12 protein-coding genes are annotated in these 12,540 nt (G+C 60.1%); 8 read left to right on the forward strand and 4 right to left on the reverse strand.

The annotated features are described in order from the left end of the window. Nucleotides 1-17: 17 nt before the first annotated feature. Nucleotides 18-1,403: a cysteine--tRNA ligase gene (gene cysS / locus ACJBF3_RS08550; RefSeq protein ID WP_045328439.1), complete on the reverse strand. Its 1,386-nt coding sequence runs from the start codon at nucleotides 1,401-1,403 to the stop codon at nucleotides 18-20. A gap of 174 nt (nucleotides 1,404-1,577) precedes the next feature. On the opposite strand from cysS, the gene ppiB reads away from it, so the two are divergent. From ppiB to mnmH, 5 genes are all read left to right on the forward strand, one after another. Beyond that, nucleotides 1,578-2,072 (forward strand): peptidylprolyl isomerase B, encoded by a 495-nt coding sequence (gene ppiB, locus ACJBF3_RS08555; RefSeq protein ID WP_008499327.1) that lies wholly within the window; start codon nucleotides 1,578-1,580, stop codon nucleotides 2,070-2,072. Between the two features lie 3 nt (nucleotides 2,073-2,075). After that, nucleotides 2,076-2,798: a UDP-2,3-diacylglucosamine diphosphatase gene (lpxH, locus tag ACJBF3_RS08560; protein ID WP_045328438.1), complete on the forward strand. Its 723-nt coding sequence runs from the start codon at nucleotides 2,076-2,078 to the stop codon at nucleotides 2,796-2,798. 118 nt (nucleotides 2,799-2,916) lie between these two features. Beyond that, a complete protein-coding gene (purE, locus tag ACJBF3_RS08565) occupies nucleotides 2,917-3,426 on the forward strand; it encodes a 5-(carboxyamino)imidazole ribonucleotide mutase (protein ID WP_045328437.1) in 510 nt (169 codons plus the stop codon). After that, on the forward strand, nucleotides 3,423-4,490 hold the full coding sequence (gene purK / locus ACJBF3_RS08570; RefSeq protein WP_045328435.1) for a 5-(carboxyamino)imidazole ribonucleotide synthase: 1,068 nt from the start codon (nucleotides 3,423-3,425) through the stop codon (nucleotides 4,488-4,490). The genes purE and purK overlap by 4 nt, the downstream gene beginning before the upstream one ends. Before the next feature lie 84 nt (nucleotides 4,491-4,574). Next, nucleotides 4,575-5,645, forward strand: a complete 1,071-nt coding sequence (mnmH, locus tag ACJBF3_RS08575; RefSeq protein WP_045328433.1) for a tRNA 2-selenouridine(34) synthase MnmH — start codon at nucleotides 4,575-4,577, stop codon at nucleotides 5,643-5,645. 88 nt (nucleotides 5,646-5,733) lie between these two features. Here the strand turns inward: mnmH and ACJBF3_RS08580 are convergent, their stop codons facing one another. From ACJBF3_RS08580 to ybbA, 3 genes are all read right to left on the reverse strand, one after another. Continuing rightward, the gene (locus tag ACJBF3_RS08580; RefSeq protein WP_045328431.1) at nucleotides 5,734-6,879 is read right to left on the reverse strand and encodes a porin; all 1,146 of its coding nucleotides are present in this window, start codon (nucleotides 6,877-6,879) and stop codon (nucleotides 5,734-5,736) included. A gap of 183 nt (nucleotides 6,880-7,062) precedes the next feature. Further along, nucleotides 7,063-9,477 carry a putative ABC transporter permease subunit YbbP gene (gene ybbP, locus ACJBF3_RS08585; protein WP_045328429.1) on the reverse strand — a complete coding sequence of 805 codons (2,415 nt, stop codon included), beginning with the start codon at nucleotides 9,475-9,477 and terminating at the stop codon, nucleotides 7,063-7,065. Continuing rightward, complete coding sequence (gene ybbA, locus ACJBF3_RS08590; protein ID WP_045328428.1) at nucleotides 9,474-10,160, reverse strand: putative ABC transporter ATP-binding protein YbbA; 687 nt, start codon at nucleotides 10,158-10,160, stop codon at nucleotides 9,474-9,476. Before ybbA ends, ybbP begins: the two co-directional genes overlap by 4 nt. Between ybbA and tesA the strand changes: the two genes are divergently transcribed. From tesA to ACJBF3_RS08605, 3 genes are read left to right on the forward strand one after another with little or no spacing between them, the layout of a single operon-like run. Further along, on the forward strand, nucleotides 10,131-10,754 hold the full coding sequence (gene tesA, locus ACJBF3_RS08595) for a multifunctional acyl-CoA thioesterase I/protease I/lysophospholipase L1 (RefSeq protein ID WP_045328426.1): 624 nt from the start codon (nucleotides 10,131-10,133) through the stop codon (nucleotides 10,752-10,754). The genes ybbA and tesA overlap by 30 nt on opposite strands. A 28-nt stretch (nucleotides 10,755-10,782) precedes the next feature. Further along, a complete protein-coding gene (locus tag ACJBF3_RS08600) occupies nucleotides 10,783-11,553 on the forward strand; it encodes an SDR family oxidoreductase (RefSeq protein WP_045328423.1) in 771 nt (256 codons plus the stop codon). 58 nt (nucleotides 11,554-11,611) lie between these two features. Continuing rightward, a complete protein-coding gene (locus ACJBF3_RS08605; RefSeq protein ID WP_406544932.1) occupies nucleotides 11,612-12,466 on the forward strand; it encodes a co-chaperone YbbN in 855 nt (284 codons plus the stop codon). The last annotated feature ends 74 nt before the right edge of the window (nucleotides 12,467-12,540 follow it).

The following is a 12,540-nucleotide window of genomic DNA, read 5'->3' on the forward strand; positions in this document are numbered from 1 at the left end:
CACCGGGCTTTACGAACTTACTTACGACGCCAGGTGGTGCCCTGCGGGCCGTCTTCCAGAATAATACCCATCTCGGTCAGACGGTTACGCGCCGCGTCTGCCGCCGCCCAGTCTTTCGCCTGACGCGCTTCCAGACGCGCCTTGATCAACGCTTCAATCTCCGCCACTTCGCCGTCGTCCGCCTGCGCACCGCTTTGCAGGAACACGTCCGGCTCCTGCTCCAGCAGGCCGAGCACGGAGGAGAGCTTACGCAGATGGGACGCCAGCGCATTCGCCGCGGCCATATCTTCTGACTTCAGGCGGTTCACTTCGCGCGCCATGTCAAACAGCACGGAGTACGCTTCCGGGGTGTTGAAGTCGTCGTTCATCACCTCAATAAAGCGCGCTTCGAACGCCTCGCCGCCTGCCGCAGGAACAGATTTGTCGGTACCGCGCAGCGCGGTGTACAGACGCTCCAGCGCCGAGCGGGCCTGCTTCAGGTTCTCTTCGCTGTAGTTCAGCTGGCTGCGATAGTGGCCGGACATCAGGAAGTAGCGCACGGTTTCCGCGTCGTAATATTTCAGCACGTCGCGCACGGTGAAGAAGTTACCCAGCGATTTCGACATCTTCTCGCGGTCAACCATCACCATTCCGGAGTGCATCCAGTAGTTCACGTACTCGCCGCCGTGGGCGCAGGTGGACTGGGCGATTTCGTTTTCGTGGTGCGGGAACATCAGGTCTGAACCGCCGCCGTGAATGTCGAAGTGTTTGCCCAGCTGTTTGCAGTTCATGGCGGAACATTCAATGTGCCAGCCCGGACGGCCTTCGCCCCACGGGGATGGCCAGCTTGGTTCACCCTCTTTCGACATTTTCCACAGGACGAAGTCCATCGGGTTACGCTTCACGTCAACCACGTCAACGCGCGCGCCGGCCTGGAGCTGGTCCAGATCCTGGCGAGAAAGCGCGCCGTAGGTTGGGTCCGTCGGCACCGAGAACATCACGTCACCGTTGTCCGCAACGTAGGCGTGACCGCGTGCGATCAGCTTTTCGGTGATCTCAATAATTTCGTGAATATGGTGGGTTGCGCGCGGCTCGCTGTCCGGACGCTGAATATTCAGGGCGTCAAAATCTTTGTGCATTTCGACGATCATACGATCCACCAGCGCAACGAAGCTTTCGCCGTTTTCATTCGCGCGCTTGATGATTTTATCGTCGATGTCGGTGATATTACGCACGTATTTCAGGGTATAGCCCAAAAAACGCAGGTAGCGTGACACCACGTCGAAGGCGACAAAGGTACGGCCATGGCCAATGTGACAGAGATCGTAAACCGTAATACCACACACGTACATGCCGACTTCCCCGGCATGGATAGGTTTAAATTCCTCTTTTTGGCGCGTCATTGTATTAAAGATTTTTAACATCGAAGATTCCATGTAAACACGTGTGTGGTTGAAAACCGGCTATTCTACCCGTAATTCAAACCCGAAGCAGCACACAATGCAAGGTGATCGCATCCTGTGGTTATGCTATAACAGGCCCCTATAGATGACCCGAACGCGGGTCGACGTACCACAATAACGGAACAGGATGCAAAAATGGTTACTTTCCACACTAATCATGGCGATATCGTAATCAAAACCTTTGATGACAAAGCGCCTGAAACAGTTAAAAACTTCCTGGACTACTGCCGCGAAGGTTTCTACAACAACACCATTTTCCACCGCGTGATCAACGGTTTTATGATCCAGGGCGGCGGTTTCGAACCTGGCATGAACCAGAAAGCGACTAAAGAGCCGATCAAGAACGAAGCGAACAACGGCCTGAAAAACACCCGTGGCACGCTGGCGATGGCCCGTACTCAGGCGCCTCACTCTGCTACTGCACAGTTCTTCATTAACGTGGCGGACAACGATTTCCTGAACTTCTCCGGCGAAAGCCTGCAGGGTTGGGGCTACTGCGTATTCGCAGAAGTGGTTGAAGGTATGGACGTGGTCGACAAGATCAAAGCCGTCTCTACCGGCCGCAGCGGTATGCATCAGGACGTTCCTAAAGAAGACGTTGTGATTACAAGCGTGACCGTCAGCGAGTAATTCGTGGCGACACTCTTTATTGCGGATCTGCATCTGCAAACAGAAGAACCGGCGATTACCGCCGGTTTTCTGCGTTTTTTACGCGGTGAAGCGAAAAGCGCCGACGCGCTGTACATCCTCGGCGACCTCTTTGAAGCCTGGATTGGTGATGACGACCCTGACCCGCTGCACCGTGAAATGGCCTCGGCCATTCGAGCGCTGGCCGAGTCCGGCGTTCCCTGCTTCTTCATTCACGGCAACCGCGATTTCCTGATCGGCAGGCACTACGCCCGCGAAAGCGGCATGACGCTGCTGCCGGAAGAGCAGGTGCTCGACCTCTATGGCCGCAAGGTGCTGATCATGCACGGCGACACGCTCTGCACTGACGATACCGGCTACCAGGCGTTTCGCGCCAAAGTCCACACCCCGTGGATCCAGAAGGTGTTCCTTGCCCTGCCGCTGTTTATTCGCAACCGTATCGCCGCCAGAATGCGCGCGGGCAGTAAAGCCGCCAACAGCAGCAAATCCATGACCATCATGGACGTGAACCCGCAGGCCGTGGTGGACATCATGGAAAAGCATGGCGTTCAGTGGCTGATCCACGGCCATACCCATCGTCCTGACGTACATACCCTTATCGCCAACGGCCAGCCCGCACACCGAGTGGTATTAGGCGCGTGGCACAGCGAAGGATCGATGGTGAAAGTCACGCCCGACGGCGTCGAACTTATCGCTTTTCCGTTCTGATTATCCGCGCGATTTTGCGGCGTCTTTACCCGCGCAACCGTTTTCCTTGCCGATATTCCATGCTATTCTCTGTGCCCTCGAAAGCAGTGTGTTTCGCACCACAGGAGTTTTAAGACGCATGTCTTCCCGCAATAATCCGGCGCGTGTCGCCATCGTAATGGGGTCCAAAAGCGACTGGGCCACCATGCAGTTCGCCGCCGAAATCTTTGAAATCCTGAATGTTCCGCACCACGTAGAAGTGGTCTCCGCGCACCGTACCCCGGACAAACTGTTCAGCTTCGCCGAAAGCGCCGAAGAGAACGGCTATGAGGTGATCGTTGCCGGTGCGGGCGGCGCAGCACATCTGCCCGGCATGATTGCCGCAAAAACCCTGGTGCCGGTTCTCGGCGTCCCGGTCCAAAGCGCCGCGTTAAGCGGTGTGGATAGCCTCTACTCCATCGTCCAGATGCCGCGCGGTATTCCCGTCGGCACGCTGGCGATTGGTAAAGCGGGTGCGGCAAACGCAGCCCTGCTGGCGGCGCAGATTCTGGCGACGCACGATAAAGCGTTACATCAGCGTCTGGCGGACTGGCGCAAAGCCCAGACCGACGAGGTGCTTGACAACCCGGACCCGCGAGGTGCGGCATGAAGCAGGTTTGCGTCCTCGGTAACGGCCAGCTAGGCCGCATGCTGCGCCAGGCCGGCGAGCCGCTGGGTATTGCCGTCTGGCCCGTCGGGCTGGATGCCGAGCCTGAAGCCGTACCGTTCCACCAGAGCGTGATCACCGCCGAGATCGAACGCTGGCCGGAAACCGCCCTGACGCGCGAGCTGGCGCGTCATAACGCCTTCGTTAACCGCGACGTGTTCCCGATTATTGCCGACCGTCTGACGCAGAAGCAGCTGTTTGACAAGCTCGGCCTGCCGACCGCGCCGTGGCAGCTCCTGGCCGACAAGCGCGAGTGGGACGACGTCTTCGCCATGCTGGGCGAGCTGGCAATCGTGAAGCGCCGCGTAGGCGGTTACGATGGCCGCGGCCAGTGGCGTCTGCGCGCAAACGACACTGCCGAACTGCCGGACGACTGCTACGGCGAGTGCATCGTTGAGCAGGGCATTAACTTTAGCGGTGAAGTGTCGCTGGTTGGCGCGCGCGGGCACGACGGGCACACCGTCTTTTATCCGCTGACGCATAACCTGCACCAGGACGGCATTCTGCGCACCAGCGTCGCCTTCCCGCACGCCAATGCTGACCAGCAGGCGCAGGCGGAAGATATGCTCTCGGCCATCATGCACGAGCTGGGCTACGTGGGCGTGATGGCGATGGAGTGTTTCGTTACGCCGTCCGGCCTGCTGATTAACGAGCTGGCGCCGCGCGTGCACAACAGCGGCCACTGGACGCAAAACGGCGCGTCCATCAGCCAGTTCGAACTGCATCTGCGCGCCATTACGGACCTGCCGCTGCCGCAGCCGGTGGTGAACAGCCCGTCGGTGATGATCAACCTGATCGGGACCGATCTGAACTACGACTGGCTGAAGCTGCCGCTGGTGCATCTGCACTGGTATGACAAAGAGGTGCGCGCGGGTCGTAAGGTCGGCCACCTGAACCTGAACGACAGCGACACCGGCCGCCTGAGCGCCACGCTGGAAGCGATGGTCCCGCTCCTGCCGCCGGAATACGCGAGCGGCATCGTCTGGGCACAGTCAAAGCTTAAGTAAGACATCTGCGCCGGGGAGTTGACCTTCCCCTTCCCCGGCGTACAATCCCCGCCCATTGCTGCTGAGTTTTCTTCTGGAATAACCATGAACGATGGAACGGACTATCGCGCTATCCTCGCGTCTGATACCCCTTTAATCGACGTTCGCGCGCCGATCGAATTTGCCCAGGGCGCGATGCCCGCCGCCCTTAACCTGCCGTTAATGAACGACGACGAACGCGCCGCCGTCGGCACCTGCTATAAACGTCAGGGCCCCGAGGCCGCGCTGGCGCTCGGCCACCGTCTGGTGAGCGGCGAGACGCGCGAGGCACGCATCAACGCCTGGCGGGACGCCAGCCTGGCCCATCCTGAGGGCTTTCTCTGCTGCGCGCGCGGCGGTCAGCGCTCGCATATCTCGCAGGCCTGGCTAAAAGCGGCGGGTGTCGACTACCCGCTCATCCGCGGCGGCTATAAGGCCCTGCGCCAGACGGCGATTCAGGTGACGATTGAGCAGTCGCAAAAGCCGATGGTGCTTATCGGCGGCTGTACCGGAAACGGGAAAACCCTGCTGGTGAAGCAGCACGCGCAGGGTATCGATCTGGAAGGGCTGGCGCACCACCGCGGTTCGTCGTTTGGCCGCACGCTCACCCCGCAGCTCTCCCAGGCCAGCTTTGAAAATCACCTTGCCGTCGGGCTGCTGAAAAAAGATGCCGCGCGCTGGGTGCTGGAAGACGAGGGCCGGATGATTGGCTCCAACCACCTGCCGGAGTGCCTGCGCGACCGCATGACTGAAGCCCCTATCGTTGTCGTCGAAGATCCGTTTGACGTCCGTCTTGAGCGCCTGCGCGAAGAGTATTTCGACCATATGTGGGCGGACTTTTCTGCGGCCTACGGGGAAGAGGCGGGCTGGAAGGAGTACAGCGCGTATCTGCACCACGGCCTGTTCGCCATTCGCCGCCGTCTGGGGCTGCAGCGCTTTGCGGAATTTACTGCTTTATTGGATTTCGCGCTGCTGGAACAACAGCGTTCCGGAAGCACTGAGGCGCACTTTAGCTGGCTTGTGCCGCTGCTGAACGACTATTACGACCCGATGTACGGCTATCAGCTGGAGAAAAAGGCGGAGAAGATTGTGTATCGCGGGACGTACGGCGAGGTTGCTGACTGGCTTAATAACTAAAAGAAAGCCGGGTGGCGGCTGTGCCTTACCCGGCCTACGCGTGCTTTTGTAGCCCCGGTAAGCGCAGCGCCACCGGGGAACAGACGGCTTAGAAGTCGTAACGCAGACGCACCAGGTTCATGTCGCCCAGGTTGTCGGTGCTGGAGGTGAACACGTGTTCGTAATCCACGCGGAAACCGTAATCCAGCTGGAAGCTGATACCCACGCCGTTATCGATGCGCTGGTAGTTACGGCCATTTACGTACTCAATGCGGTCACCCATGAAGTAAGGCTGGATGGATTTCACCGCGTACTGACCGATTGGGAATTTGTACCCTGCGAAGTACTCAATGCCCCACGCGTCGCCCGCGAAGTAGTCGTTAACAGACACTTTTTTGGTGGTCAGGAAGTTCTGGTACCAGCCGCCGCCTGCGGAGAAGGTCCAGTTGTCCGGCGTCCAGCTCAGCGCGGTACCGAGGATGTTCTGGTCGTAGGTTTTGCTGTCGCCGTTGTCCGGGTTACGCATGTCGGCGCGGGTGTAGTTCCACGCGGCGCCCCAGGTCAGATCGGTGGTCAGGTGGTAGTCCAGACCCAGCGAGCCGCCGCCTTTACGCTTGTAGCGCAGGCCGTTGCCCGGCAGGTATTCGCTGTCTTCAAACAGGTAGGATGCATAGATGTCGGCATCGCCCACGGTTTTCTTGTATTTCAGCATCTGGCGTGAACGGTAAGAACCGTCGTAGTCGCCGTTGATCCCGTTACCCGGTGCCTGAGCGATCATGTCGTAGTCCCAGATATCGGTTTTCGCGCCCACCACATCATAGTACACGCTGTTCTGTTGACCGAAGGTCAGCGTACCCCAGGTGTCGCTCTTCAGACCGGTGTAGAGCATACGACGCGTGGTGTCGTGAGCGCCGTTGGCATAGTGGTTATCCCAGTTGAACACCGCAGGGATGTTCACACCCAGCTCGTAGTAGCTTATCCAGCTGATGTCATCAAACAGGTAGTAATCGGCTGCGAAACGGAAGCGGGTGCCGCCGTCAAAGCCGTTACGCTTGTAGCTGTTTTTACCGTCGTTGCCGGTCATGTTCTGGAACTGAGGACGAATACTGCCGCCAACGGTGAAGTTCAGGCGGCTCAGCGGGTTACCCGCCTGCGGATCCTGCTTAAGAACGGTAATTTCCGCCTGAGAAGCGAAGGTAGTCAATGCCACTGCCGCGCCGATCGTTGCCGCCAGCGCTGATTTTTTTATAGTCATTATTTTTCCTTAATAGACACGCTGCTAAATATTTAGCGGGTGAATATTAACTGGAAATAATCGGGCTGTGTGGTCGGGTTTTTAATGTTTTGTGCTACTAAATGAGTGGGTATTATCACTTTGTGCCATTTAAACATGACGCACCGGCAGGTCTATCCGGTGCGTCATTATCACTACATCGAATCAATTCACAAACTGACGGAACAGGGCTTTGCCCTTCAGCAGCCGCGTACCGAGCCAGCCGCCGCAGAGAGAAAGCAGCCCCGCGCCGCACAGAGGCAGGGTCAGCCAGAGACGCCAGTCAGGCTCCCACGGGAAGTCGAAGACCTTTGTCTGCAGCACCCCCAGCGCCGTCTCGGCACCAATGGCCGCCACTAAACCCGCCACCAGCCCCAGCAGGGCGAACTCGCTCCAGAGCGTCATTCGCAGCAGCCGCTTACCGGCCCCCAGCGTGCGGTAAACTATCAGCTCCTGATGGCGCTGGCGCATGCCTACCTGCACCTGGGCCAGCAGCAACAGCACGCCGCAGATCGTCACCAGCACCACCATCACCTCCAGCGCCCGGCTCACCTGCTCCAGCACCTGCCCCACCTGCTTCAGGATCGCGCCGATATCCAGCAGGCTGACCGTGGGGAATTCCCGGTTTAGCTGGGTCAGCATGCCGTTGCCGTTTTCCCAGCGGAAGCTGGTCAGCCAGCTCTGCGGCTGTCCGTCCAGCGCGCCCGGCGGGAAGATAAAGAAGAAGTTGGGCCGCAGGCTTTCCCAGTCGACTTTACGCAGGCTGGTGACTTTGGCGGTAAAATCCTGGGTATCGCCGGTAAAGGTGACGCTGTCTCCCAGCTTCACGTTCAGGCGCGTCGCCAGCCCCTCTTCCATCGACACTTCCCCCGCTTTCGGCGGCCAGGTGCCGGCGGCGATCGGGTTGTGGTCAGGGCGTTTCTCCTGCCAGGTCAGGTTAAGCTCGCGGTTAAGCGACTCGTCCTTGTTCCCCTCCGTTGGCTGACCGTCGATCTGCGTCAGACGCGCGCGAACGATGGGATAGAACGACTCAGGGATGATGTGATGCTCAGAGAGGAAAGCCTTTAGCGGCGCAACCTGCTCAGGCGCGATATTGATCAGGAAATAGTTCGGGCTTTCCGGCGGCAGCTGCTGCTGCCAGCGGTCGAGCAGATCGCCGCGCAACACCAGCAGCAGCGCCAGCAGCATAAACGACAGCGAAAAGGCCGACAGCTGGCTGAGCGTAGACCAGGGCTGGTGCAGCAGGCGGTTGATCGCCAGGCGCACGGGCAGGGATTTCACGGCCAGGCGTTTCAGGACGTTGAGCAGTATCCAGCCCAGCACGCCGCACAGCAGCGCCAGCACAACCGCCCCAGCCAGCACCGCCCACAGCAGCGTGCTGCCGCCCATCAGCCAGGCCAGCAGCCCTACCGCCACCGCGATAATCACCGGCAGGTAGAACCTCAGCGGCCAGACGTTCGCCACCACGTCGTTGCGAAGCACGCGCAGCGGCTGCGTGGCAAGCAGCAGGCGGTAAGGCCGTAGCCCCACCAGCAGCGAAATCACCGTCATCGCGCCCATCGCCCACAGCCACGGCCAGAGGCTGGCGGGGGGCAACGCGGCCGGGAGCACCGGCTTCAGCATTACCATCAGCAGTTTTTCGAACAGCAGCCCCATTATTCCGCCGGTCAGCGCCGACAGGGCCAGCAGCATCAGCCACTGGCCAACAATCAGCTTGCGCAGCTGCGCCCTGCCCGCGCCCAGGGTTTTGAGGATCGCCACCAGGTCGTAACGGCTGCGGCAGTAGTGCCCCATCGCCACGGCCACCGCCGCCACCGCCAGCAGCAGGGTTAAGAGTGCCGACAGCAGCAGGAACTGCTGAGAACGTTCGAGAGATTTACCCAGCGCCCCTTCGTCCTGCTCCAGCCCGTACCAGCGGTGCTCCGGTTTTAGCTGCGGCAGCAGCCATTTCTCATACGCGTCCAGCTGGGCAGGCGTGCCGCCAAACTTATAGCGCCAGGTGACGCGGCTGCCCGGCTGTACGGCGTGGGTAGCCGCAACGTCCGCCGTGTTCATCAGCAGACGCGGCGCGAGCTGGAACGGGTTAAACCCGGAGTCAGGCTCCTGCACCACTTCCCCGGCGATTTTCAGCGTGGCATCGCCGACGTCAATACTGTCACCGGGTTTCAGGTTCAGCAGCGCCATCAGACGCGATGCCAGCAGCACCGTGCCGGGCGCGGGTTTTAGCCCCGGCGGGCTGGTTTGCAGTTCGCCGTACATCGGGTAGACGTCATCCACGGCCTTGACGCTCGCCAGCTGCGGCGTGTCGCCCGCAAACGTCATGGTCTGGAAGGTAATCTGCTCCCCCACCTTGAGCCCTTCTTTACGCGCTTCTTCAATCCAGCCCGGCGGCACGGGACGGGAGCTTTGCAGGGTCCGATCCCCGGCCATAAACTCGCGACTCTGCTGGCTGAGCCCTTTTTCCATGCGGTCGCTGACGCTGCCGAGCGCCAGCACGCAGGCCACCGCCAGGCTTAGCGCCAGCCAGACAATCAGCAGCGAGGGGGAGCGCCACTCGCGCCAGAACCAGCGGGTAATCATGCCTCCTCCTGAAGCGTACCGTTGACCAGCCGCAGTCGGCGGTCGCAGCGTGCGGCCAGCTGCGGATCGTGGGTCACGAGGATAAGCGTGGTGCCGTGCTCGCGGTTGAGCGAAAACAGCAGGTCGGCAATTCGGTCTCCGGTTTTACGGTCAAGGTTGCCGGTGGGCTCATCGGCAAACAGCACTTCCGGGCGGCCGTTAAAGGCCCGCGCCAGCGCCACGCGCTGCTGCTCCCCGCCGGAGAGCTGGGCGGGAAGATGGTCAAGACGTTTACCCAGTCCGAGCTGTTCCAGCAGCGCCTTCGCGTGAGCGCGGCTTTCACGGCTGCTTTCACCGCGTAGCAGCGCCGGAAGCTCGACGTTTTCCAGCGCGTTCAGGGTCGGGATCAGCATAAAGGACTGAAAGACAAAACCAACGTGACGCGCGCGCAGCGCGGCCCGCGCCTCTTCATCAAGCTGGTGCAGCGGCTGCCCGACAAGGTGGACCTCGCCGCTGCTGCCGTCGTCCAGACCGGCAAGAATCGCCAGCAGCGTGGACTTGCCGGAACCGGACTCGCCAATCAGCGCGAGGGTTTCAGCGCGTTTGACAACGAGTTCAACTCCGGTAAGGATGGAAAGCTCGTGTTCCCCCTGACCGACGGACTTCTTAAGATGATGAACTTCAACACTGTTTTCCGCTGGCATTTGCCCTTCCTGTTTTTGATTCTGATGACTTTCCGCGCGGCGGCAGCGGACACGTTACTGGTTCTGGGCGATAGCCTGAGCGCGGGCTATCGCATGGCGGCCAGCGCGGCCTGGCCCGCTCTGCTCAACGACAAATGGCAGAGCAAAACGACGGTAGTCAACGCCAGCATCAGCGGCGATACCTCGCAGCAGGGCCTGTCGCGCCTGCCTGCACTGCTCAAACAGCATCAGCCGCGCTGGGTGCTGGTGGAGCTTGGCGGCAATGATGGATTGCGCGGTTTCCAGCCTCAGCAGACGGAACAGACGCTGCGCACCATTTTGCAGGACATCAAGGCGGCAAACGCCCAGCCGCTGCTGATGCAAATTCGCCTGCCCGCCAACTACGGTCGTCGGTATAATGAAGCCTTTAGCGCGATCTACCCTAAGCTTGCCAAAGAGTTTGATATTCCGCTGCTGCCATTTTTCATGGAAGAGGTCTATCTCAAACCCCAGTGGATGCAAGACGACGGGATCCACCCCAATCGCGATGCTCAGCCGTTTATTGCCGACTGGATGGCAACGCGGCTGGCTCCTTTAGTTAAACATGACTCCTGATTAAGCGGAGATCCTGACAGGTAAAGTTATGCAAAAATCGGTCTTAATTACAGGATGTTCCAGCGGAATCGGCCTGGAAAGCGCGCTCGAACTGAAGCGTCAGGGGTTTCGGGTGCTGGCGGCCTGCCGCAAACCCGACGATGTCGAACGCATGAACGGGCTGGGCTTTACCGGCGTGTTGCTGGATATGGACTCGCCGGAGAGCGTTGAGCGCGCCGCCGATGAGGTGATCGCCCTGACCGGCAACCGTCTGTACGGGCTTTTTAATAACGCCGGCTACGGCGTGTATGGCCCGCTGGATACCCTCTCCCGCGACACGCTGGAGAAGCAGTTTTCGACCAACTTCTTCGGCGTCCATCAGCTCACCATGCGCCTGCTCCCCGCGATGCTGCCCCACGGTGAAGGGCGTATCGTAATGACGTCGTCGGTGATGGGGCTGATTTCCACCCCGGGCCGCGGCGCCTATGCCGCCAGCAAATATGCGCTGGAGGCCTGGTCCGACGCCCTGCGCATGGAGCTACGCCACAGCGGCATTAAGGTCAGCCTGATTGAACCCGGCCCGATCCGCACCCGCTTTACCGAAAACGTGAACCAGACGCAGGCGGACAAACCGGTCGAGAACCCCGGCATTGCCGCACGCTTTACCCTCGGGCCCGAAGCGGTGGTGGCCAAAGTGCGCCATGCTTTTGAGAGTGAACATCCTAAAATGCGCTATCCGGTGACGCTGGTCACCCATGCCGTAGGCTGGTTAAAACGCCTGCTGCCGGGCCGGATAATGGACAAAATTTTACACGGCTGAGTTGAAGCGACGACGCGCATCCCCATGTAAAGAACAAACCGACAAAAGAGAAAGCCGCATGTCCGTACAGAATATCGTCAATATCACTGAAGCAAACCTGCAACAGACCCTTGAACAGTCGATGACCAAACCGGTTCTGTTCTACTTCTGGTCAGAACGCAGCCAGCACTGTCTGCAGCTGACGCCGGTGCTGGAAAGCCTTGCTGCCCAGTACAACGGTCAGTTCATTCTCGCGAAGCTGGACTGCGACGCCGAGCCGATGGTGGCGTCTCAGTTTGGTCTGCGCGCCATCCCAACCGTCTATCTGTTCCAGAACGGTCAGCCTGTTGACGGCTTCCAGGGGCCGCAGCCGGAAGAGGCTATCCGCGCCCTGCTGGATAAAGTGCTGCCGCGCGAAGAGGAGCTGAAAGCGCAGGAAGGCATGGCGCTGATGCAGGAAGGCAAATACGGCGAGGCGCTGCCGCTGCTGAAAGAGGCGTGGCAGCTGTCGAATCAGAACAGCCAGATTGGCCTGCTGCTGGCGGAGACGCAGATCGCCCTGCACCGTTCAGAAGACGCCGAGGCGGTGCTCAGAACGGTTCCGCTGCAGGATCAGGACACCCGCTATCAGGGTCTGGTTGCCCAGATTGAGCTGCTGAAGCAGGCGGCGGACACCCCGGAAATTCAGCAGCTGCAGCAGCAGGTTGCCGACAACCCGGCGGACGCCGCGCTGGCAAGCCAGCTGGCGCTGCAGCTCCACCAGGTGGGGCGTAACGAAGAGGCGCTTGAGCTGCTGTTCAGCCATCTGCAAAAAGATTTAGCCGCCGCAGACGGCCAGGCGCGCAAAATGTTCCAGGAGATTCTGGCCGCGCTGGGCACCGGGGACGCGCTGGCGTCGAAGTATCGGCGTCAGCTGTACGCGCTGTTATATTGATGCACTTTGCCCGGTGGCGGCTTCGCCTTACCGGGCCTACAAAAGCACGAATCGTAGGCCGGGCAAACGCAGTG

The sequence above is a fragment of the Enterobacter sp. PP-008-ECC_S150 genome, from assembly GCF_045257065.1.
Classification (GTDB): domain Bacteria; phylum Pseudomonadota; class Gammaproteobacteria; order Enterobacterales; family Enterobacteriaceae; genus Enterobacter; species Enterobacter chengduensis.

Coding starts and splice junctions, on each gene's coding strand:
- purK (WP_045328435.1), top strand. CDS start 3,423: ATGAAGCAGGTTTGCGTCCTCGGTAACGGCCAGCTAGGCCGCATGCTG.
- ACJBF3_RS08605 (WP_406544932.1), top strand. CDS start 11,612: ATGTCCGTACAGAATATCGTCAATATCACTGAAGCAAACCTGCAACAG.
- ybbP (WP_045328429.1), bottom strand. CDS start 9,477: ATGATTACCCGCTGGTTCTGGCGCGAGTGGCGCTCCCCCTCGCTGCTG.
- purE (WP_045328437.1), top strand. CDS start 2,917: ATGTCTTCCCGCAATAATCCGGCGCGTGTCGCCATCGTAATGGGGTCC.
- mnmH (WP_045328433.1), top strand. CDS start 4,575: ATGAACGATGGAACGGACTATCGCGCTATCCTCGCGTCTGATACCCCT.
- ppiB (WP_008499327.1), top strand. CDS start 1,578: ATGGTTACTTTCCACACTAATCATGGCGATATCGTAATCAAAACCTTT.
- ybbA (WP_045328428.1), bottom strand. CDS start 10,160: ATGCCAGCGGAAAACAGTGTTGAAGTTCATCATCTTAAGAAGTCCGTC.
- ACJBF3_RS08580 (WP_045328431.1), bottom strand. CDS start 6,879: ATGACTATAAAAAAATCAGCGCTGGCGGCAACGATCGGCGCGGCAGTG.
- tesA (WP_045328426.1), top strand. CDS start 10,131: ATGAACTTCAACACTGTTTTCCGCTGGCATTTGCCCTTCCTGTTTTTG.
- cysS (WP_045328439.1), bottom strand. CDS start 1,403: ATGTTAAAAATCTTTAATACAATGACGCGCCAAAAAGAGGAATTTAAA.
- ACJBF3_RS08600 (WP_045328423.1), top strand. CDS start 10,783: ATGCAAAAATCGGTCTTAATTACAGGATGTTCCAGCGGAATCGGCCTG.